This window comes from Hymenobacter psoromatis, assembly GCF_020012125.1.
Taxonomy (GTDB): domain Bacteria; phylum Bacteroidota; class Bacteroidia; order Cytophagales; family Hymenobacteraceae; genus Hymenobacter; species Hymenobacter psoromatis.
Genome location: NZ_JAIFAG010000001.1, coordinates 2,872,225 through 2,892,727, shown reverse-complemented (window position 1 = coordinate 2,892,727; position 20,503 = coordinate 2,872,225). Strand labels below are relative to the sequence as shown.

The following is a 20,503-nucleotide window of genomic DNA, read 5'->3' as shown; positions in this document are numbered from 1 at the left end:
GGGATTACTTACGCGGTAGAGATGCTTCGACAAGCTTAGCATGACCGGTCTTTTCTCCCCAGCGTCTTCTTACCGCGCCAGCCGCAACCCGGTAAATTGCCAGCGCTTATCAGCGTGAAAAAAATTGCGGTAGCTGAGCCGAATGTGGCTCTCAGGCGTGGCGCACGAGCCGCCGCGCAGCACGAGTTGGTTAACCATAAATTTGCCGTTGTACTCGCCCAGCGCGCCGGCCGCGCGCTGGTAGCCGGGGTAGGGATGGTAGGCCGAGTAGGTCCATTCCCAGCAGTCGCCCAGCAGCTGGTGGCACTGGGTGGGGTCGGCATCGGCGGGGAGGGGTAGGGGGTCGAAGTGGCCGGTTTCGAGCCAGTTGCCGCCGGCGGGCGTGACCCCGAAGTGGCGGGCGGCCACCTCCCACTCGGCCTCGGTGGGCAGGCGCGCCCCGGCCCACTGCGCGTAGGCATCGGCCTCGTAAAAGCTGACGTGCGAAACGGGCGCGGCCAAATCCAGCGGTACCAGGCCGGTGGGGCCGTAGCGCTGCCACTGGCCGTTAGCGGTGGGCGACCAGTAGAGCGGGGCCGCCCAGCCCTCGCGGCTGGCCAGGTCCCAGCCCTCGCCCAGCCAGAACTGAAACTGCCGGTAGCCCCCCGCCTCGATAAACTGCAGAAAATCGCCGTTCGTCACGAGCCGGTTTTGCAGCTCAAACGGCGCGATTAATACCTCGTGCACCGGCAGTTCATTATCAAACGAAAAACCTTCTGCCTGGTGCCCCACCGCGTAAATGCCGCCCGGTACCGCCAACCAAGTCGCTGCCGGCAGGGAGTAATTATCACTTGAAAATTGCTCCCTGCTCCCTGCTAACTGTTCCTCACTTAAATAGCCGGGAGCCAGTGGGTTGGTACTGAGGATGTATTTGATATCGGTGGCCAGTAATTCTTGGTGCTGCTGCTCGTGGTGCAGGCCCAGCTCGACCAGCTCGGTGGCGGCGGTGGGTAGGTCGGCTAGCTGACTTAGGAGGCAGGCCATGTGCTCATCCACGTAGGTGCGGTAGCGGTACACGTCGGCCAGCGGCGGGCGCGAGAGCGTGCCGCGGTCGGCCCGGTTCACTCTGGAGCCCAGTGAGTTGTAGTACGAGTTGAACAGAAAGGCGTAGTCGGGGTGAAAGAGCTGGTAGTCAGGTAAAAAGCGTTGGAGCAGCATCGTTTCCCAAAACCAGGTGGTGTGGGCCAGGTGCCACTTGGGCGGGCTCACGTCGAGCGAGGGCTGCACCACGGTGTCTTCGGGCAGCAGGGGCTGCACCAACGCCACCGACTGGGCGCGCACGGCCTGGTAGTGCGCCGGGAGCGCGGCAGCTTCGGCCACGGCCGGTGCAGATAAGGAAGCAAAAGTTGACGACATAAAAACGAGAAGAAAACCAGCGGACTAACTGGCTGCTGTAACCGCGCCGGCCGGGGTAGGGTTGCGCCCGCGCTGCGCCGGCCCAAACTTCGGGACCACCAGCTAAAAATAGGGGAGAAATTTATTAGCAAAAGGAATTTACCGCTTACTAATACAGTTTGCAAGAGCCGGTAATAGGATGGTCTGCTTCAGCCGACTTTGGTGTTTTTTTAGCTCGTTAGTTTTCTTCTATGAATACGTTTGGCGTTGATTCCATCATCCCCCTTAGTATGCAGCCTACCCCGCCCAAACGCCCGGCCCGCCGGGTGGGTGAAAAAAGCCGCCGTGGCTTCGCGGCCATGTCGCCCGAGCAGCAGCGCCGCATCGCCAGCGAAGGCGGCCGCGCCTCGCACGAGAGTGGCCGCGGCCACCGCTTCTCCTCCGAAGAAGCCCGCGAAGCTGGCCGCAAAGGCGGTAGCATCAGCCGCCGGGGACCCACTAAAAGTAAGTAGCGTTAGGGTAGGAGGTTGTTATTGCGAGCAAAGCGAAGCATTAATACTCTCTTACCCCCCTACCTCCTTACCTTGCGCGCTCATGCTGACTCTCACGTACCAGCGGCGGGCGCTGCGCTTCAACTTCCCGGCCCGCACTTCGCGCGGGGCGCTCACTGAGCACGTAGCTTATTACGTGGGCCTGCGTGATACCAGCCGGCCTACCCTCACTGGCTGGGGCGAAGCCGCACCGCTGGCAGGGCTTAGCCTCGACTATAGCCCTGGTTTTGAAAAAACTGTGGCGGATTTCTGCCGGCAGTTCAACCAGGAAGGGCACGCAGCCCTGACGGTAGCCGAGGCCGCCGACCTAGTGCCGCCTACCCTGCCCGCCCTGCGCTTCGCTCTCGAAACGGCCGTGCTCGACCTGGACGGTGGCGGTCAGCATCAGCTTTATACCAATACCTTTAGCCAGGGCCGCGCCGGCCTGCCCATCAACGGCCTCGTGTGGATGGGCGACGCGCCCTTCATGCGCGCCCAAATCCGGCAGAAGCTGGCCGCCGGCTACGCTTGCCTGAAAGTAAAAATCGGCAGCCTCGACTCTGCTACCGAGCTGGCTTTGCTGGCCGAAATCCGGGCCGAGGCCGATGCCTCCCAACTCATGCTGCGCGTCGATGCCAACGGGGCCTTTTCTCCCGCAGAAGCCCCGGCCCGGCTGGCGGCGCTGGCGCGGTTTAACATTCACTCCATCGAGCAGCCCATTGCGGCCGGGCAGTGGCCGGCGCTGGCGGTACTGTGCCGCACGTCGCCCATTCCGGTGGCGCTCGATGAGGAGTTAATCGGCCTCACCGACCCCGCCCGGCAGGAAGCTTTGCTGGAGGAAGTGCGCCCGCCCTACCTCGTGCTCAAGCCCACGCTGCTGGGCGGCCACGCCGCCACCCGCCGCTGGATAGCCCTGGCCCAAGCCCGCGGCATTGGCTGGTGGATAACCTCGGCCCTCGAATCCAACGTCGGCCTCAACGCCGTGGCTCAGCTCACGGGCGAGTACGCGGTCGGCGATTTTGCCCAGGGCCTGGGCACCGGCCAGCTCTACGACAATAACTTGGCCGCCCCCCTGCGCATCGACGCGGGCACTCTGCACTACGACCCCGCCGGCACCTGGGAAAACGTAGGCTAGGCCTCCGCCTGCCGGTAAATGTGCGGCAAGGTGCAGCTCGCCGGGAGCAAAGCAGGGGAAGCTTTAGCTTGCCAAATTAGTTGGATAGCAAACCGCCTCGTGCCCGGCAAGCTACTGCTTATTGCACATAGCCAGGTGGGCTAAAGCCTAGCCCGTGCCGGCCTTGCGTAGCCTGCTAACTTGTTGTATATTTAGCCTTTCACTAGGTTAAAGTGCAGAATATCGTGCAGATTCACGCGTTGTTCGGTTGGATGCGGGCTCGCTGGGCCTGCTGGCTGCTGGCAGCGCTGCTGCTGAGCGGGGGGGTAGGGCACGCCCAAACGCCCACGGCTGCCTTCCAGTTTAGCCGGGCCGGGCGGCACCAGGGGCGGATATCCTTTCTTGCGCAGCGCAATCTGATAGTAGTTACGGCCCTGCTCAATGGGCGCGGGCCGTATAATTTTCTGCTTGATACGGGCGTGGGGACTAGCTTGCTTACCGACCCCGCGCTTTCGGCTTCGCTAGGCCTGCTGCGTGGCTCCGAGTACCGGCTGTTGGGCGTGGGCGGCACCGACAGCGGCCTGCGGGCCTACGAAACCACCAACGTGCGCGTGGATATGGACGGTGGAGTAATAGCCCCCGGCATGACCTGGCTCGTGCTCAACAGCGATGTGCTCGACCTGTCGGGCTACGTGGGAATGCCCATTCACGGCATCATCGGGTCCGATTTATTTCGCTCGTTCGTAGTTACCATTCGGCCCGACGAACGCCAGCTGGTGCTCCACGACCCCACTACCTACCGCGCGCCGCGCAGCCGGCGCTGGGCTCGCATCCCCCTGGTACTCGACCGCGACAAGGCCTACCTCACGGCCGAGGTACAGCAGCTGCCGGCCGTGCCCGGCGCAGCCGGGCTGCCGCTGCGCCTGCTGCTCGACACCGGCGCGGGCCACGCCCTGAGCCTCGAAACGACCTCTGACCAGCGCCTGCGCCTACCCCCCCAGCACCTGCGCACCGACCTGGGCCGCGGCCTCACGGGGCTCATTAGCGGCTGGCTGGGGCGGGTGGCGGGCGTGCAGCTCGGGTGCTACCACCTGCCGCAGGTGCTCACCTCTTTCCCCGACTCATCGCAGGTGCACGACCGACTGGTGGGTACCGAGCGCCTGCGCAACGGCAGCGTGGGCTACGAGGTGCTCAAGCGCTTTATCACCGTCATCGACTACCCCCACTGCCAGCTGCTGCTGCGGTCCACGCCGGCCCTGCGCGAGCCGTTTGAGCACGATATGTGCGGCCTCGACCTGCTGGCTACTGGCCCCAACTACCGCCGCTACCTGGTGCAGCGCGTGGTGCCGGGCTCGCCCGCCGCCGCCGCTGGCATTGCCGAAGGCGAGGAGCTGGTGAGCATCAACCTCTTGCCCATTAACGTTTTCTCGCTCACCGACCTGAGCCGAATGCTGCACTCGCAGGATGGCCGCGTGCTGCTGCTGCTGCTACGCCGCCCCGATGGCGAGCTGCACACGGCCAACGTCCGCCTGCGGCGGCAGATTTAGGAGGGGGTAGGGGCCGGTGGTCCTGGCAAGCTGGCATTCGGCACCGCAAGCGCATCAAAATGACACCCGCACGACTCGTGCGGGTGTTATTTTGATGCGCTTGCGGCGCAAGCTCGCAATGACCACCGGCCCCTACATTTGCCACCCATGCCTGCCGCTACGCCCGATTCTCTACCCCCGCCCGCCCCCGCCATTCGGGCCAATCAACACATCTACCGCGAGCATTTTCACGAGGAATTTACTCAAACGCTGGATGAGAATATCCTGCAGCTGCTCGACCGGGTGTGGTTTCGGACCCGGCTGGTGGGCTTTGAACCGTGGCCGCAGCCCAACAACCCCAACCGGCCGCTGATTTTTGCCTCCAACCATTCGGGCATGGCCTTCCCCTGGGATGCCATTATTTCGCTCTCGCACTTTTGGCGCTACCTGCTGCGCACCCGCGGCTCCCTGCGCGATTTGCCCCGGCCGCTCTCGGCCCCGATGCTCTCGCAAACTACCCTGATGAATCCCTACCTCATCCGGGATTTCTGGAAGCAGTGCGGCAGTGTGGATGCCACCACGCTCAACTTTGAGACCATGATGTTCTACCAGGAGAACAACCTCATGCTTTACCCCGAGGGTGTGCCGGGCATCGGCAAGGGTTTCAATCGCAAGTACGAGCTGCAGCGCTTGGCCACCAGCATGTTGCGCCTGAGCTTGCAGCACGGCACCGATATCATGCCCTTCTATTGCATTAATGGCGAATATTTAAATCCGTATGCGTACAGCTTTGAGTGGATAAACCGGCTGACTAAAAAAATCGGCATTCCGTTTTTGCCCATCACGCTGCTGCTACTGCTGGTTATTATCCAGCCCTGGGCATTTTACTTGGCCCTACCCGCCCAGCTTACCTTCGTAATGGGCACCCGCATCCGCCCCTCCGAGCTGACCGATAAGAAATACGACGAGCTGACCCGCCCCGAGTACCTGGCCCTGAGCGAGCAGGTGCGTCGGCAAATGCAAACCGAGTTGGATGCCGCCGTGCGCGCCCACGGCCGCCACCCCTACCGCTGGCGCGAGCTGTGGCAGCGCATCAAGGAAAACCGCCGCTACTTCCCGTTTTTCCTGCCCTTCGCCTGGCCGCTGGCCTTCACCGAGTTCGAGCGCCGCTACGTCAAAAATGGCGAGCGCGACTTCGATATGCACCTTGACCGGCCCGGCACATTCTGGAAAATGCTCTGGCGCAATCCGCTGGTGCTGGCCTACTTCATTCCGGTGCTGGGCTGGCTGCCGCTGGCCATTAAGGGCTACCGGGGCCACCGGCTGGGCCAGCAGCAGCGGGGTAGGGCCGCGGCCAGCGCGTGAGGCGGGCTGTTTTCACGGCCGCGTGCGCCGACTCTAACCTCCACGGTAGGCGCAGTTATGCAAACGGTAGTACCTTGGTCGGGTATCTGGCGCGGCGGGCGTAAGTTTGCCACCAAAGTACTCACTTTCACTTCTTTAAACTCTCCCTCTTTTTACTCATGGATGACCTGTTTAAGAAATTCATTAACACCGGCGTGGGCCTGGTTTCGCAGGGTAACAAGGCCATGCAAACCGCCATTGAGAAGCTCGTGAAGGAGAGTAAAATCTCGGAGCACGAGGGCAAGAAAATCGTGGACGACCTGCTGAAAAGCAGCGAAACCAAGCGCAATGACTTCGAAAAGCAATTCAAAACCCTCACCGATGACCTGCGCACCCGCGTGGGCCTGAGCCCCGACGCGAAGAAAAAGCCTACCCCCCCCGCCAAGCCCAAAGCCGCCGCTAAGCCCGCCGCGAAAGCCCCAGCTGCCAAAAAGCTGGCCACCAGCGCCGCCGCCCAGGCTGCTGGCACCGTAAAAAAGGCCGCCGCGAAGGTGAGCGCCGCCGCCACCACCGCCCAGCGCTCGGCCGCCGCGAAGGCAGGCGCGGCCAAGAAAGCTGCCGCGGCTACGGGCGAAAGTGGGGGTAGTAAGTAGGTGACCCGGCCGCGCCAACTGTCCCGTCGGGTTTCCAACTAAAAAGCCCCCTTGCTACGCACGTAGCAAGGGGGCTTTTTAGTTGGAAACAAGCTTTTCTTACGCCGCCGTGTAGGTAACTTCCTTCACCGCTTTCACGATGCGGGCCACGTTGGGCAGCGAAGCTTCGATGAGGGTAGGGGCGTAGGGCAGGGGCACGTCGGCGCAGGTGATGCGGATAACCGGCGCGTCGAGGTAGTCGAAGGCGCGGCGTTGTACCATGTAGGCCAGCTCGCCCGAGATGCTGGCTAGCGGCCAAGCTTCTTCCACCACCACCAAACGGTTCGTCTTTTTCACCGAGTTAACGAGCGTGTCGTAGTCAATGGGGCGCACTGAGCGCAGGTCAATTACTTCGGCGCTGATGCCAACCTGGGCCAGCTCGTCGGCGGCAGTATAGAGCAGCTTCATCATCTTGCCAAAGCTCACCAGCGTCACGTCCTTACCCTCGCGCACCACGTTGGCCTTGCCGATTTCGAGCACGTATTCTTCTTCCGGTACCTCGCCCTTGTCGCCGTACATCAACTCCGACTCCATGAAAATTACGGGGTCGGGGTCGCGGATGGCGGCCTTCAGCAGGCCCTTGGCATCGTAGGGATTGCTGGGCACTACAACTTTGAGGCCGGGGCAGTTAGCGTACCAGTTCTCGAAGTTCTGGGAGTGCTGCGACGACAGCATCCCGGCGTTGCCGGTGGGCCCGCGAAACACGATGGGGCACGAGTACTGCCCGCCCGACATGGAGTAGATTTTGGCCGCCGAGTTAATCACCTGGTCAATGGCGACCAGCGAGAAATTGAAGGTCATGAACTCGATAATCGGCTTGAGGCCATTAATCGCCGCGCCGACCCCAATGCCAGCGAAGCCCAGTTCGGCAATTGGCGTATCAATCACGCGTTCAGTGCCAAACTCATCCAGCATTCCCTGGCTGACCTTGTAGGCCCCGTTGTATTCGGCCACTTCCTCGCCCATCAGGAAAACCGACGGGTCGCGGCGCATTTCTTCGTTCATGGCCTCACGCAGGGCCTCGCGGAATTGAATGGTACGCATCTGTTAGAATAAATTAGCGGAGTAAAGTTACGGCACGGGCGCGGGTAACGGGGCAGGAAATTTGCGTGGCAGCTAGCTTCTGATGCTACCGGGCAGTCGGGGCGCAACTTAGCCGAACCTGTTCTAGCTTTACCACGTTCTTAACCCGAAAAAGAAAGGGAGCCCGACCCTAGGCCCGGCTCCCAATCCCAGCTACTGAAGGTAATAAGCGATTAAGTAGAGGCCGAAGCCTTTAGCTAATCCTTTCAAAACCTCCAAAAAAACCGGCTTACACCAAGTTTTAAGTAGTTTCTTCGCGCTGTCCTTTTTCATCTGGTTGGAAGTAAAAGGGTTCTACCGAAACCCCCACACTTCTCGAAGCCCTGGTTGTTCTAGCAACTAGGGCTTCTCTTTTTTACCAGAGTAGCCGTTGGCTGGGGGACATACCGAACGCGAGTGCGGCGAAAATAGAGCTGTGGGACCGGCAGGCTAAAGCCTACCCTACAATTTTAGCGCTTCGCGGAAGGCGGGGCGCTGCACGTAGTCCTGAAACTCCAGGTCCTCAGTGGCCTGGGTGGCGAGGTCATGGTTGAGGCGCACGGCCTGACGCAGCTCGGTGGTGAGGGTAGCTTCGTCGTGGCGGCGGGCGGCGGCCACGGCCAGGCCGTAGTGCGGGGCGGCGGCCTGCGGGCGCAAGTCGAGGGCCAATTGGTACTGAGCGGCGGCCGCGTCGTAGGCCCCGCGCTGCGTCAGCAGCAGGGCCTGGTTCATATAGTTCTGGTAGCTGGGGCCAGCCAGGCGCAGGCTGGTGAGGGCCTGGTCGGGTTGGCCCACCTGAATTTCCAGGGCGGCCTTATCCGAAAAGACCTTGCGCAGGATATCGCGGTCGCCGCCCAGCTTAATGGCGTAGTCGTAGTCTTGCAAGGCTTCGAGGCGCTCGCCGGCGTGGTGGTGGGCCGAAGCGGCGCGGTAAAACAGCTCGGCCGTGGGGTGGCGGTGGGCGGCCAGCGTGAAGTTGACGGCCGCCCGGTGGTAGTAGCTCTGCACTACGCGCGGGCTCGGCTCCTTTGCGGCGCGCAGGGCCAGCACCGTGCCCAGGTTATAAAACGCCTCCCAGCGGGCGGTGCTGGCGGCGGCCAGCTCATAGATGCGCTGCTTCTCGGCCAGCAAAGGGGTAAGCTGCGCCGAATAGCGCAACTCTTCGGGCGTGAGGGCGTCCACGTCGGCTTCCTTGGCCAGGATTTTTTTGCTCAAAATGTACACCTCCGAGTCGTAGCGCGGCGGCGCGGTGTAGGTGACAGCCACTGTGCCCCAGCGCAGCACCGGGTAGATGTAGTCTTCCAGATAATCGAAATAGCTGAGCTGGTGCAACGCCTTCTCCTTTTGGGCAAATGTGCCGGGCATATCATTGATAATGCTCACTACCGAGTCCTGCTGCGTGGGCTTTAGCACAGAGTGCTGCACCTGGTTGAGAAACAGCTCCCAACTTCGGTGGTAGGACAGCGTATCGAACTTAATACTTTCCACGTCATTCAGATACGAAAAGCCTTTCACCCGTTGTTTGTAGTAGTAAAGTAGCATTTTAACGCGCTTGCTGGCTAGCGCCGGCTGGTGGGCATCGAGCGAATCGGGCGAGTGGCCGGCCGCGATGAGCACCCGCTGGGTGTGCTGGTTTTCATCAATTAAGTCTTCCAGAGCCGCGATGTTGGTGCCCAGGTGCGAGCGGATAAACCACTGGCCCTGGTCAAAATACAGGGGTAAGATGCGCGTGCCGCTCGTCACGTTACTCACCGTTTCGGGCAGCAGCGCCAGCAGCGTATCTTCCAGCACTACCTGGCGGGCGGGGTCGGCGATGCCGCGCGCCACCAGGGTTTCGGTGGTGGCGGTTAGCACTTTGCCGCGGGGCTTTAACTCGCGCACCTGGCCGCGGGCCAGGAGTTGGCCGGGCGAGCGCTGCGGCGTGTTGGGAATGGTGAAGCGGCGGCGGCTCACCAGCCGGCCCTTCACGGAGTCGTCGTAGGTAAACTCGCCCGGCGCAAATGAGAGCCTGCCCACCGTGTCGAGGCGCAGGTCGTGGTCGTAGCGATAGGTGAGCAGCACCTCGTACACGGCCCCTTTATGCAGGTGTTTGGCGGCGGCTTTGGCCGTGGCCTCGAAGGGCACCGACTCGCCCACGGCCGTGAGCGGGGCCGGCTCCACGCGCACGCGCCGGCCGGCTTCGGCCGTTTTCAGCATGGCGGGCAGGGGCGAGCAGCCCGTGAGCAGGGCTAGCAGCAAGCTGGGTAAGCCAGCCAGGAAGAAGCGCTTACGAGTTGAGAATGAAGGCAAACGAAAAGGAAGTTGGCAGCGAAAAAAAAGCGACCCGGTAACCCGGTCCGCACCTAAACGTATGTTCAACAGTAACGTTGACCGCGAATTAGGTTGTATATTAGCCCGGCAAAGTTGCACCGCATCGCCCAAAACTTCATCTCATGCACCGCCTCACTGACTTTATCGAAACGCAGTCTTTCGGGCTGTGCTCGGCCCTGGGGCAGCGCTGGGGCTTCAGCACGCGCAGTATCCGGCTCTCATTTGTCTACGCCTCGTTCTTCACGTTTGGCTCGCCGGTAGTACTTTATTTCGCCGGAGTGTTCTGGATGAATATCCGCCGCGCTTGGCGCCAGCAGCGCAGCACGGTGTGGGATTTGTAGAGGGTTGTTAAGCGGCATGACCTCTCGGTACGAGATTTTTGAACGCCAATCACTTCGTATGTCCTCTCTGTAAGGAGCAAGCTCTAGCTTGCAGCATGAAAGAGGGGTCTGCTTTAGCCGAAAAAATTGTTGCTCATCGCCAGCGGCTGGGTCTTTCGCAGGAAAATCTGGCCGAGGCATCTAACCTGAGTCTGCGCACGGTGCAGCGCATCGAAAAAAACGAAACGCTGCCGCGCGGCTTTACCCTACAGGCCTTGGCCGCCGCGCTTCAGCTATCGGTAGAGGACCTGACTGCCGCATCTTCCCAAGTAGCCGCAGTAGAGCCTGCGCCAGTTGGAGTGGTCGACGCGCCGGAGGAGGTGTCCGCCTACGTGGCGCTAATGTACCTGTCCTGTTTTAGCTATGTGTTTCTGCCGGGGGCTAATATAGTCTTGCCGCTGTGGCTGCGCTACCGCAAGCGGCACAACCTCGAAATTCAGAAAGCGGGTAGTCAATTACTCAACTTTGAGTTGGTGTGGACGCTCGTAACCTACGGGGGCTATCTACTGCTGCTGGCTGCTCAAATCGGGCTTATCCTGTACTTCCACATTGTGCTGGTAATGACTCCGCTGGTCTTTCTATTTAGCCTGAATCTTGCGCACGCCCCGCTGCTACTAATAGGTGCACACCGGGCGCGCCAGGGTCGTTACGGCAGCTACCCGATGGGTTTGCGCCTCTTTTAGAGGAGTGCAGGCGAAATATAAAATACTGATGGAAAGGTATTTACACTAAATGTCATAAGAATGGCGGGCAAATGACGCAGACCTGGCGGCCGGAGTGAGTAGCCGCAGTGCTCACCTTTGGATATCGCGTCGCAATATGCTGGTAGTCACGCTAACTTGCTCGTCCCCGGTATGAAAAAATGGTGTCTGCTCCTTATGGGGCTATTCTTCGCGCTCGCTAGTCAGGCGCAGGCTCCGGCTGCTCTCACGCTGGCCCAACTGCAACAATACGAAGGGCAGTATGGCTACACTAACGGTATGACGCTGCAAATGATGGCCTCACCCCGCGACCTGCGCCTCTATGCGTTTATCACGGACGCCCGCTACCCACTTACTTTTATCGAACCCGATGCTTTTCGAAGCAATAGTGGCGATACCGTGCGTTTTCAGCGCAATGCGGCCGGCTTCGTAACATCTTACGTTATGCACCGCCAGCAATTTCGCCAGCTTAAGCGCGGGATAGTTTTTTCGCGCCAGCTGTGGTTTCCACGCCCGGCAGAGGCACAGCCTTTCAAATACATTTATACAGCTCCGGCCGCTACCGGCGATGGCCTGCCCGTGGGCACCCTCCAGGGCACCGGCCTCGACCCCAAGCTGCTGGCCACAATGGTGACCAAAATCGTAGACAGGAGTTATCCTGATGTGCACAGCGTATTGATTATCAAGGATAATAAGCTGGTTTTTGAGGAATATTTTTACCAGTATAACCGCGATAGCCTGCACTCACTGCGGTCGGCTAGCAAGAGCTTCATCTCGGCACTCACGGGCATTGCGCTCAGCCGGGGCGTGCTCAGCAGCGTGCAGCAGCCGGTAGCCGCGCTGTTTCCTGAATATAAAATTCAGCATAATTCGCCGGCTAAGCAGCAGATTACCATCGAAAACCTGCTCACCAACCAGACCGGTCTCGATTGCGATATTAGCGATGAAAAGTCGGTAGGCAACGAAACCAAGATGGACTATTCAGCTGATTGGGTGAAGTTTACCCTGGACCTGCCGATGCTTGACGCGCCCGGCACTACGGGGCGCTACTGCTCAGGTAATCCGATTACGCTGGGCCGCCTCATTGAAGAGCAGGCGCGCCAGCCGCTGCCCAAATTCGCCAAGCGCTATTTGTTCGCGCCATTGCGTATCAAGCACTTCAATTGGCGCTTCGTGCCCGACTCGACCAGCGCCGAAACATATTGTCAGCTTTCCCTGCGTCCCCGCGATATGGCTAAATTTGGCCTGCTGTATCTCGACCAGGGATGCTGGCAGCAGCGGGCGATAGTACCGGCCGCCTGGGTCACGGCCTCCCTCGCGCCGCATTCGGTGGTGCAGGGCGTGAGCTACGGCTACCTATGGTGGCTGAAGCACCTCAACGCGAATGGGGTTCGTTACGACGGGATGATGGCTCAGGGAAATGGTGGCCAGCGAATCGCCTTATTTCCGCAGCAGCACTTGGTAGTCGTGATGACGGCTGGTTGCTATAATCAACAGTCGCCAGCCGACGAGCTAATGAGTAAGTACATCCTGCCCGCTTTCAATCCAACTCGCTAAACCGCTTTTTACCCCTGGCAAAATATGCCCATACAATACTGCCCGCGTAGGTGCCGGCGCGCTCATCTACCCGCAAATGCGGCCGGGCCAAACGGCGGCGCTGCCGCCAGTAGCTGAGTTTCTGCAAAAAATGCCAGTGCGCCCTACCCACCGCCTGGGCCTCAGCCCAGTTACCGGCCAGCAAAAAGCGCAGCCCGGCCACCCAGTCCAGCAGCAGGCGTAGCGCGAACGCACCCGCCAGCTCGCCGGGGGCCGCGTTTTTGTATAATAAAGCCAAGCCGTTGCGGAAGTTGAGGTAGGTTTTGCGGGGGCTGCTTTTGGGCAGGGTGCCGCCGCCCACGTGGTGCACCACGCTCGCGCCGCCCGCGTACCAGATTTCGTAGCCCGCGTTCTGGGCCCGCCAACAGAAATCAATCTCCTCCATATGGGCAAAAAAGGCGGGCTCCAGGCCGCCCAACTCGTGCCAGGCGCTGGCCCGCACCAGGCAGCACGCGCCGCTGGCCCAGGCCACGGGCCGCGCGTCGTCATATTGCCCGCAGTCAGCTTCCAGCGTGTCGAAGAGCCGGCCGCGGCAGAAGGGGTAGGCCAGGCGGTCGAGGTAGCCGCCGCCGCCGCCGGCGTACTCGAAGAGGGTAGGGTCGTTGTGCATGAGCAGCTTAGGCTGCGCAGCGGCGATGCGCGGGTTACTGGCCAGCAGCGCCCGTAGCGGCGGCAGCCAGCCCGGCTGCACGGCCACGTCGGAGTTGAGCAGCACGAAATACGGGCTGTCGAGCTGGGCTAACGCCTCATTATAGCCCTCGCAAAACCCCAGGTTCTCGGTAAAAACCAGCACCTCCACCTGCGAGAAGCCGTGACGCAACAGCGGCACCGAGTCATCGGTCGAGGCATTGTCGGCCACCACTACCCGCGCGCCGGCCGCGTGGGCCAGCACACCGGGTAGGAATTGCCGCAAAAAATGTTCGCCGTTGTAATTGAGAATAACAATGGCAACGTCGGCGCAGGTCAAAGGGGAAATGGAGTTGGAGTAAGAGTTTACAAAGAATGGTTACGCCTTAACTTTTATGGGGGCTCGCTTCAAAGAACGGAAGATACAGCACGTTGAAGCTCACGCCGTGGATTTTGAAGCCGTAGTTTTACGTATTGTAAACGACCGTGGCTGTTGCAGAACTCTAGATGGGTAGGCACTCAGTTAGAGAATTGACTTGAAGAGAGTTAGAAGTAGTCAACCAAGCGCTAAAAAGCGAGCTATAGGACCCTTGTTGCATCGGGTAGAGGGCAATTGCCACCCTGGCGGTCGGCTTCGACTGGTATTTGAGCAGCTTTTTCAAGTTGTAGGCAATCGCACTGAGCAGCATGGCCTTATGAGCTGCCGCCCGGCCCTTGGTGCCGACCCGTCGGAGCCCATAGTGGTGCAGTAAACTGCCAAAAACCGGCTCGACGGTGCGTTGCCGGACCCGGCGCATCTGCTGCCCCGCCCGACTGTGTTGGCGGTGCCAAGCGCGGCGATAGGCCGCGGCAAAGGCCGAGCGCACGAACTTCTGCTGGGGCGCGGCCGGCGTACAACTCATTTTCAAGGGGCACTGCTGGCAGTCCTGATAAGCGGCCCGGTAGTTCTTGGCCCAGTTTCCGTCTTTGCTAGTAGCATAGTTGCGAAAAGGGAGCAGCTTGCCGGCCGGGCAGCGAAACGCATCGACCTCCGCCTCATAGGTAAAGCCTTCGGGGGCTGGTTTGTAGGCCCCAAAAACCGGAATCCAGGGCGTAACACTCCGCTGTTCTAGAAAGGCATAGTTGAAGCCGTTGGAGTAGCCCGTATCGGCTACAAAGTCGCGCAAAGTCAGCTCGTTGGCTACTAAGCGAGTTTGCAGCCGGGGCACTAGGTCAGGCACATGTGTGCTGTCGCGCCGGTCGGCAAAGTCCGCCTGGATGTGGCTGATGAGGCCAGCGGCCGTGTCCACAGCCACGCTACAGAGGTAGTTGAGGGCTCGCGCTTTGCCCGGCTTTACCGAGATGCGGGCCTCGGGGTCGGTAGGACTGTAGTGCGTTTTATTGCTCAATAACTGGGCTTTGGGGTGGCGGGCGCCTAGCCCCCCGGCGCGGCTTGCCGCTTCGCCCGCCGGGTAGCCTCGCGGCGCAGCTGGTGAGCGGGTGCGGAGTGCACGGCCGCCGCTGGTGCCGGAGTCACCGGCTTACCTGCTATCGTTAACGAGGAGGCCGCAGGCGCTTGTTTCTCGCGCAGGCTATCGAGGGAAGCCGCCGCTTTGACGGGCGCCGAGTCCACCACCTGCGTATCGCCCGCCACTAGCCCGGCGCGCACGCACTGGGTGAACACCTGGTCGAACAGGTGCTCGAAGACGGCAGCTGGATAGAGTTGGCGGGTGCGACTGATGGTCGAGTGCCAGGGCAAGTCCTCATCCACTTCGTAGCCCAGAAAAAAGAGAATATCCAGCCGCAGGGCGCACTGCTCGATTAAGCGGCGGTCGCTGACGATATTTTCCAGCCGGCCCACGAGCACCAACTTGAAGAAGACAACGGGGTCCAGCGAGGGCTGCCCGGTATGGCTGTAGACGGAGCGCGTCTGCTCGCGCAGAAACTCCCAATCTAACAACTCGCCCAAGCGGCGGTAGAAATTATGCTTCGGCACGCGTTCCGAGAGGCGGAAGCGCAAGACGACTTTATCAACGAACTGCTTGTGGCCCTGCATAGGACCAAGTTACTGCTGGCCAGTCACCTACTTCTGCAACAGCCACGACCGTTTACAATACGTAAAACGGCTTGCTAACTTGTTTAAGCGAGGTACAGAGATAATTTCGTATTACAGCCCCATGACTTCACCTCACCGCTTGCTCTTGGTTCTGCTGGCCAGTGGCCTTGGCTTGCTTGGGTATCTGTGGTCTCATCCCTTTTTCTTCACGCCAGCTAAGACCTTGTATGAACGCGGGATGGTCGAGAAAGAAGAAGGCATGGGCACGGATGTTCTCCGTCCAGTGGCCATCAAAGAAGCCGCTCGCTATTTTGAGCTAGCCCTCAGCAAAGGGTATCATTCGCGCGACGTGTTTCAGAATTTATACTGGTGCTACGCGTATTCTCACGATGGGCTCGCAGTAGAAATGGCGCTTTCGCGGGGATTGGCGCGCTACCCCACCGACCAGGAATTTTGGTGCCGGCGCGCTGCTGCCCGGTTGGAACAAGCGCACTTCGGATTGGCGCTGCAAGACTTCAACAAAGAGCTTAGCTTACCCCCTAATTATCAGCACTTAAGTGAAGCATTTTATGGGCGCGGCGCGGCAAAATATATGCTGGGTCAAAAGCCAGCAGCGGAAGAAGACCGAACCCGTGCTCAAACGTTAAGCGGTGATTCTCTCCGCACTTATGAGGACTATTGCCAGTCGTTTGACTAACGAAGCACTGCCTCGCTAAAGTACCACAATCGGAAGATGGGGGCAGTGGGGGCTAAAACCACCACAATTCCAAGAGTGGGTTTATAACTCTTGTTATGTTAATGAATTATTTTCAGAAATAAGCAAAAAATAACTCTCTGCGCTATCAATTTAAAAATTCCATTTTACCCAGTTAACTAAATTTGCCTGGTGAGCAACTATCCCTATTTTTTAAGCAAACTCTTATAGCCCAAAATTATTCAAATCCAAACCAGGCAAATTAGGCATTAACCCGCTGGTTTGGCGTTGCAGCTCGCTTTTAGCCAGCTCGCCGGCGGCTTCCAGGGCTTTGTTGACGGCCGCTACTACGAGGTCGGGGAGCATTTCGCGGTCTTCGGGGGTGAGCAGCGAGGGGTCAATTTCGAGCTTGGTGAGGGTGCGGTGGCCGTTGGCGGTGGCTTTTACCAGGCCGCCGCCGGCTTCGCCGGTGGCGCTCAGGTGCTGAAGCTGCGCCTGGGCCTGCTGCATCTTGTCTTGCAGCTCTTTCACCTTGCCCATCATGCCGGTCATATCAAATGCCATAGTCGTAACGTATTAGCTTCCAAGTCGCTGGAAGAAGTTGTGAAAATGAAAAAAGGGCAGCCGCCCGGTCAAAACCGGGCGGCTGCTTGTATAACTCAAAGCCGGGGCAAAAAGTGGCGGCCTACCCCAGCGCCTGCTTCAAGGCGGCTAGCACGGTGCCCATACTTTGTTCGGGGTCGGGGCCGAGGTGGATATGAATGGCGCGGCGGCCTTTGTCGCGCAGGGCTTGCAGGTCGCCCTGGGCCTGGGCGTTCTCGAAGGTGCCGAAGGTGTAGGTGCGGCCGGGCAGCGGCAGGTCCTGCGGGTGGTCGGCGGTAAATTGCACGAACAAGCCCGTGTTGGGACCGCCCTTGTGGTACTGGCCGGTCGAGTGTAAAAAGCGCGGGCCGTAGCCCGAAGTAGTGGCCAGGCGCAGCTTATCCTGCACCAACTGGCGGAAGTCGGCGAGCTGCTGGTTGAGCTTATCGGTTTCGTGCAGGTAGGCTTGCAGCGTCACAAAATTGCCGGGCGCGGCCTGCGCAAAAAATGCCTTTAGCACCCCGGCCGCGTCGGAGCCGGCCACCTCGGCGTAGTAGCTGATGCCAGCCTGGGTAGCGGTGGGCTGGCCGGCGCTGGGCAGCTTACCCTTTTCCGTTACTTCCTTCATCAGCTTGTCAGTAGCCGTTTTGGCGGCCTGTACGTCGGGCTGGTCGAAGGGATTGATTTGCAGCACAATGCCCACCACGGCCACCGCGATTTCCCAGCGGTAAAACTCGCGGCCCAGGTCCAGCGGTTCCTTCAGGCGGATGCTGATAACCGGGTGGCCGGCCGCCTCCAGGGCCGTCAGCTTGTCCTGGTTGGCCTGGTCCGTCTCGTTCTCGTAGCCCACGTACACGAACACCCGGTCGTGGCCGTACTCGTCGGGGCGGCCCAGCGGCTCGCCGGCCACCGGCAAAATGCCTTTGCCCTGCTTGCCGGTGCTTTCGGCAAAAAGCTGCTCCAGCCACAAGCCCAGGCTGCTGAGCGACTCGGGGGTGATGAGCGTAAGCTTATCGCGGCCCTGCTGGGCCAGCACGCCCAGCGCCGTGCCCAGCGCCAGGCCGGGGTTATCGGCCACCGCGCCCTGGCTGCCGCAGGCGCGCATCATGGCCTGCGCGCCGGCCAGCAGCGCGCCCACGTCCACGCCGTGCAGGGCCGCCGGCACCAGCCCGAAGTAGGTGAGGGCCGAAAACCGGCCGCCTACCCCCGCAAAATTCTCGAACGTGTATCGGAAACCTTCCTTCTTCGCCTGGTCCACCATGTGCGAGCCAGGGTCGGTACAGGCCACGAAATTCTCGCCCGCCTTATCGCCTTTCAGGGCCTTGAGCTTGGCGAAAAAATAGTCATTAAAAGCCAGCGGCTCGGCCGTAGTGCCCGACTTGCTGGACACCATAAACAGCGTCTCGCGCAGTGACAGGCTGGCTTCCAGCTGCGCAATGGTGCCGGGGTCGGTGGTGTCGAGGATGGACAGCGGCAGGGCCGCCGCGCCGCGCCGGAAGCAGCGCTCAAACACAATGGGGGCCATCGAGCTGCCGCCCATGCCCATCACCACCGCGTGCTGAAAGCCGTCCTGCTTGGCATCCTGCACAAACTGCTGAATCTCCGCCACGTTGCCGGCCATCACGTCGGGCGTGGTGAGCCAGTCCATATAAGTGCGAATGCTTTTCTGCGCCTCCGCGTCCTGGGTCCACAGGGTAGCGTCTTTTTGCCAGAAGCGGGTGGTGAAACCCTGGTCGTTGAGTGCCTTGGTTTTAGCGTCAATCTCGACCTGGTACTGGCCCAGGTGGTAGGTGGTGGCAAAAGAGTTGTCGGGCATGATGTTTTGGGTGGTTAGAAAACGTTGTCATGGCGAGCGCAGCGCGGCAATGACAAACGTTTAAAGAAAATCTATTTTAAAATAGTAACGGTACCGGTCTGGCTGAAATCCTGACCGGTTTCGTCCAGCATCTGGAGGTGCCAGACGTAGGCCGCGTTCACCGGCGCGTGGCCCCGGATGGTGCCGTCCCAGGTTTGGGCGCGGTCGGTGGCGCGGAATACTTCCTGGCCATTCTTATCAATTATTACGAAGGAAAAATTATTTAGGTAACGGCCCTTCAGTTCCAGCACGTCGTTGAGGCCGTCGCCGTTGGGCGTGAAAGCATTGGGCACTAGCAGGCGCGGGCGGCGCGCCAGGGTGGCCACGTTGGAGTAGCTCACGGTGCCGGGCGGCAGGCCCGCGCCGCTCACTTCCAGCCGGTAGCGCAGCACCTGGCGGTCGGGGGGGGGGGTAGGGTCGAGGTAGCTCAGGCCGGCGGTGGGGGCCGAAGCGGCCAGCACCGTGCCATCGGGGGCCAGGGTGAGCACCCGGTAGCTGGCCGGCGCGGCTGGGCTGCCCGGCCCCTGAAAGGCCGACCAATTCAGCTGCGCCGTGAGGCCCTCGGGGTCGGCGGCCGTTACGGTCAGCAGGCTGGGGCAGGTGGGGGGGGTAGGGGCCGAAGAGTTGCCGCACACATCTTGCAGGCGCACGCGGTAGCAGGGCGCGGCGGCCAGCAGCGCGGCCAGGTTGGCGGGGTCGCGCAGGGTGTCGGTGGCGGTGGGAACGGCCGCAAAATCGAGCGCGCCCGGCCCGCCCTGGCGGCTGTACAGCAGCTGCCCACCCGCCGGCAGCGCCGCGCCGCCCGGCCCGCTGGCCGTGAGCGTGAGCCGGCCCAGCAGGTCGAAGCTGGCGTTGAGCAGCGGCGGGTCGGGGGGTAGGGTAGAGGTAGCTAGTACGGCTACCTCATTGGAAATACTCTGGCTACCTGCCACGGCGGCTTGCAGCTGGTAGACGTAGCTGGTGCCGCAGCTCACGGCCGCATCGGCGTAGGTAGTGGCCGAGGGGGGTAGGGTGGCTAGGGTTTTGCCATCGCGCAGCAGGGTGTAGCCGTCTACCGGCCCGGCCGTTTGCCAGCTCAGGTTATTGACGTTGTTGGTCGAAGTGCCGGCCAGCTCAATGGTCGGCACCAGGGCCGAAAAGGCCGAGTCGGTGCGGCAGTAATCAACCCGGCCGATGCGGTATTGACCGGGTAAGGAATTCGGATTAATTACTACCCCCGACGTGCTATTAGGCGACAGTAGCAATACCAGGTGCGGGCCGCTGGCATCAATGCGCTCCACACGATAGTAGTAGTCATTAGGTAAATTACTGACTGCTAGAACTATATTGCTAGTGGGCAACGGCCCCTGCGTAGTCAGGCGGCTGAGCACCGGAGTTTGCGCCGGAGTGGGAGTCGGAACGATTTTGGTGGTCCGGCCCTCGCAAAGGCCATTGCTGAGGTAGCGGCCGATGACGGTAATGCTGCTGCCGGGGGCGGCCGGCAGCGTAATCGTGCCTGGCCCCAGCGGCCCCACCAGCGCCCCGGCATCTACCTGGGCAAAATATTGGTCGTAGCCGCTGGTCGTAATAGTTAGGCCCACCGCATTGTGCAAGCAGGGTATGAGAGTAGTGATGGGAGCCGGACTGGCATACACCTGAAAATTGCGCACGAACACCGTGCCCGTGCCGCCCGCCACGCTGGGGTTGGCCAGCTCGGAAACGCTGATGGGCCCCGCCGCGGTGGGCAGAAAGGTATTGACCGCCAGCTGGCCCGGCACGAAGTCGCAGTTAGGGGGCGTAGCGTTGGTACCCGGCAGGGCATTGTAATACAACAGATTGGTTGCTACTGAACGGCCGCAGCCCGGCTCGAAGCGCACGGCGCGGCCCACGCACAGGGCGTCCACCGGCTGCCCGGTGGCCACGTCTACGGCCACGAAGGGGGTAGTGCAGCCCGTGGGTAGGGGGGTAAGAGTACACTGCGCCGCCGCCGACCCAGCCCCGGCCAGCAGCCACCCCAGCACCAGCAGCCGCGCAAGGAGAAAAAACGAATTCATGCCTTTAACTACCCGTTCCAAAGTCTTGTTGGTTAGAACAAAAGCTAA

General features: G+C 60.8%; 18 protein-coding genes. 9 read left to right on the top strand and 9 right to left on the bottom strand.

Annotation, left to right across the window (positions count from 1 at the left end):
• Nucleotides 1-69: 69 nt before the first annotated feature.
• Entirely contained in the window at nucleotides 70-1,395 is a 1,326-nt protein-coding gene (gene egtB / locus LC531_RS12595; RefSeq protein ID WP_223650691.1) for an ergothioneine biosynthesis protein EgtB, read from the bottom strand.
• A 230-nt stretch (nucleotides 1,396-1,625) separates the two neighbouring features.
• Here egtB and LC531_RS12590 point away from each other — a divergent pair, with 230 nt between their 5' ends.
• The 5 genes from LC531_RS12590 (at nucleotide 1,626) to LC531_RS12570 (ending at nucleotide 6,541) form a co-directional block, all read left to right on the top strand.
• A complete protein-coding gene (locus LC531_RS12590) occupies nucleotides 1,626-1,886 on the top strand; it encodes a con-10 family general stress protein (RefSeq protein WP_223650689.1) in 261 nt (86 codons plus the stop codon).
• Nucleotides 1,887-1,968: 82 nt separating this feature from the next.
• Nucleotides 1,969-3,039, top strand: coding sequence for an o-succinylbenzoate synthase (locus tag LC531_RS12585; protein WP_223650687.1), 1,071 nt, complete (start codon nucleotides 1,969-1,971; stop codon nucleotides 3,037-3,039).
• Nucleotides 3,040-3,251: 212 nt separating this feature from the next.
• Nucleotides 3,252-4,565 (top strand): aspartyl protease family protein, encoded by a 1,314-nt coding sequence (locus LC531_RS12580; protein WP_223650686.1) that lies wholly within the window; start codon nucleotides 3,252-3,254, stop codon nucleotides 4,563-4,565.
• Nucleotides 4,566-4,712: 147 nt separating this feature from the next.
• Entirely contained in the window at nucleotides 4,713-5,909 is a 1,197-nt protein-coding gene (locus LC531_RS12575; protein WP_223650685.1) for a lysophospholipid acyltransferase family protein, read from the top strand.
• 158 nt (nucleotides 5,910-6,067) lie between these two features.
• On the top strand, nucleotides 6,068-6,541 hold the full coding sequence (locus LC531_RS12570) for a phasin family protein (RefSeq protein ID WP_223650684.1): 474 nt from the start codon (nucleotides 6,068-6,070) through the stop codon (nucleotides 6,539-6,541).
• Nucleotides 6,542-6,640: 99 nt separating this feature from the next.
• On the opposite strand, the gene LC531_RS12565 is transcribed toward LC531_RS12570, so the two are convergent.
• Both LC531_RS12565 and LC531_RS12560 read right to left on the bottom strand, forming a co-directional pair.
• Entirely contained in the window at nucleotides 6,641-7,624 is a 984-nt protein-coding gene (locus tag LC531_RS12565; RefSeq protein ID WP_223650683.1) for a pyruvate dehydrogenase complex E1 component subunit beta, read from the bottom strand.
• Between the two features lie 480 nt (nucleotides 7,625-8,104).
• Nucleotides 8,105-9,931, bottom strand: a complete 1,827-nt coding sequence (locus tag LC531_RS12560; protein WP_223650682.1) for a tetratricopeptide repeat protein — start codon at nucleotides 9,929-9,931, stop codon at nucleotides 8,105-8,107.
• A gap of 143 nt (nucleotides 9,932-10,074) precedes the next feature.
• On the opposite strand from LC531_RS12560, the gene LC531_RS12555 reads away from it, so the two are divergent.
• The 3 genes from LC531_RS12555 (at nucleotide 10,075) to LC531_RS12545 (ending at nucleotide 12,590) form a co-directional block, all read left to right on the top strand.
• Nucleotides 10,075-10,293 carry a PspC domain-containing protein gene (locus LC531_RS12555; RefSeq protein WP_223650681.1) on the top strand — a complete coding sequence of 73 codons (219 nt, stop codon included), beginning with the start codon at nucleotides 10,075-10,077 and terminating at the stop codon, nucleotides 10,291-10,293.
• A gap of 95 nt (nucleotides 10,294-10,388) precedes the next feature.
• Nucleotides 10,389-11,015 carry a helix-turn-helix domain-containing protein gene (locus LC531_RS12550; RefSeq protein WP_223650679.1) on the top strand — a complete coding sequence of 209 codons (627 nt, stop codon included), beginning with the start codon at nucleotides 10,389-10,391 and terminating at the stop codon, nucleotides 11,013-11,015.
• Nucleotides 11,016-11,186: 171 nt separating this feature from the next.
• Nucleotides 11,187-12,590, top strand: coding sequence for a serine hydrolase domain-containing protein (locus tag LC531_RS12545; RefSeq protein WP_223650677.1), 1,404 nt, complete (start codon nucleotides 11,187-11,189; stop codon nucleotides 12,588-12,590).
• Here the strand turns inward: LC531_RS12545 and LC531_RS12540 are convergent.
• The 3 genes from LC531_RS12540 to LC531_RS12530 all read right to left on the bottom strand — a co-directional run bounded on the left by LC531_RS12540 (nucleotide 12,574) and on the right by LC531_RS12530 (nucleotide 15,291).
• Nucleotides 12,574-13,596 carry a glycosyltransferase family 2 protein gene (locus tag LC531_RS12540; RefSeq protein WP_223650669.1) on the bottom strand — a complete coding sequence of 341 codons (1,023 nt, stop codon included), beginning with the start codon at nucleotides 13,594-13,596 and terminating at the stop codon, nucleotides 12,574-12,576. The genes LC531_RS12545 and LC531_RS12540 overlap by 17 nt on opposite strands.
• Nucleotides 13,597-13,759: 163 nt before the next feature.
• Complete coding sequence (locus LC531_RS12535) at nucleotides 13,760-14,644, bottom strand: transposase (protein ID WP_223650667.1); 885 nt, start codon at nucleotides 14,642-14,644, stop codon at nucleotides 13,760-13,762.
• A 26-nt stretch (nucleotides 14,645-14,670) separates the two neighbouring features.
• Nucleotides 14,671-15,291, bottom strand: a complete 621-nt coding sequence (locus LC531_RS12530; protein WP_223650659.1) for a transposase — start codon at nucleotides 15,289-15,291, stop codon at nucleotides 14,671-14,673.
• A gap of 121 nt (nucleotides 15,292-15,412) precedes the next feature.
• On the opposite strand from LC531_RS12530, the gene LC531_RS12525 reads away from it, so the two are divergent.
• Entirely contained in the window at nucleotides 15,413-15,988 is a 576-nt protein-coding gene (locus LC531_RS12525) for a tetratricopeptide repeat protein (RefSeq protein ID WP_223650657.1), read from the top strand.
• Nucleotides 15,989-16,210: 222 nt separating this feature from the next.
• On the opposite strand, the gene LC531_RS12520 is transcribed toward LC531_RS12525, so the two are convergent.
• From LC531_RS12520 to LC531_RS12510, 3 genes are all read right to left on the bottom strand, one after another.
• Complete coding sequence (locus LC531_RS12520; protein ID WP_223650656.1) at nucleotides 16,211-16,549, bottom strand: YbaB/EbfC family nucleoid-associated protein; 339 nt, start codon at nucleotides 16,547-16,549, stop codon at nucleotides 16,211-16,213.
• 121 nt (nucleotides 16,550-16,670) lie between these two features.
• Nucleotides 16,671-18,383 (bottom strand): hypothetical protein, encoded by a 1,713-nt coding sequence (locus LC531_RS12515; protein WP_223650654.1) that lies wholly within the window; start codon nucleotides 18,381-18,383, stop codon nucleotides 16,671-16,673.
• Between the two features lie 71 nt (nucleotides 18,384-18,454).
• Entirely contained in the window at nucleotides 18,455-20,455 is a 2,001-nt protein-coding gene (locus LC531_RS12510) for a T9SS type B sorting domain-containing protein (RefSeq protein WP_223650651.1), read from the bottom strand.
• Nucleotides 20,456-20,503: the final 48 nt, after the last annotated feature.

Coding starts and splice junctions, on each gene's coding strand:
- egtB (WP_223650691.1), bottom strand. CDS start 1,395: ATGTCGTCAACTTTTGCTTCCTTATCTGCACCGGCCGTGGCCGAAGCT.
- LC531_RS12590 (WP_223650689.1), top strand. CDS start 1,626: ATGAATACGTTTGGCGTTGATTCCATCATCCCCCTTAGTATGCAGCCT.
- LC531_RS12585 (WP_223650687.1), top strand. CDS start 1,969: ATGCTGACTCTCACGTACCAGCGGCGGGCGCTGCGCTTCAACTTCCCG.
- LC531_RS12575 (WP_223650685.1), top strand. CDS start 4,713: ATGCCTGCCGCTACGCCCGATTCTCTACCCCCGCCCGCCCCCGCCATT.
- LC531_RS12570 (WP_223650684.1), top strand. CDS start 6,068: ATGGATGACCTGTTTAAGAAATTCATTAACACCGGCGTGGGCCTGGTT.
- LC531_RS12565 (WP_223650683.1), bottom strand. CDS start 7,624: ATGCGTACCATTCAATTCCGCGAGGCCCTGCGTGAGGCCATGAACGAA.
- LC531_RS12555 (WP_223650681.1), top strand. CDS start 10,075: ATGCACCGCCTCACTGACTTTATCGAAACGCAGTCTTTCGGGCTGTGC.
- LC531_RS12550 (WP_223650679.1), top strand. CDS start 10,389: ATGAAAGAGGGGTCTGCTTTAGCCGAAAAAATTGTTGCTCATCGCCAG.
- LC531_RS12545 (WP_223650677.1), top strand. CDS start 11,187: ATGAAAAAATGGTGTCTGCTCCTTATGGGGCTATTCTTCGCGCTCGCT.
- LC531_RS12530 (WP_223650659.1), bottom strand. CDS start 15,291: ATGCAGGGCCACAAGCAGTTCGTTGATAAAGTCGTCTTGCGCTTCCGC.
- LC531_RS12525 (WP_223650657.1), top strand. CDS start 15,413: ATGACTTCACCTCACCGCTTGCTCTTGGTTCTGCTGGCCAGTGGCCTT.
- LC531_RS12520 (WP_223650656.1), bottom strand. CDS start 16,549: ATGGCATTTGATATGACCGGCATGATGGGCAAGGTGAAAGAGCTGCAA.
- LC531_RS12515 (WP_223650654.1), bottom strand. CDS start 18,383: ATGCCCGACAACTCTTTTGCCACCACCTACCACCTGGGCCAGTACCAG.
- LC531_RS12510 (WP_223650651.1), bottom strand. CDS start 20,455: ATGAATTCGTTTTTTCTCCTTGCGCGGCTGCTGGTGCTGGGGTGGCTG.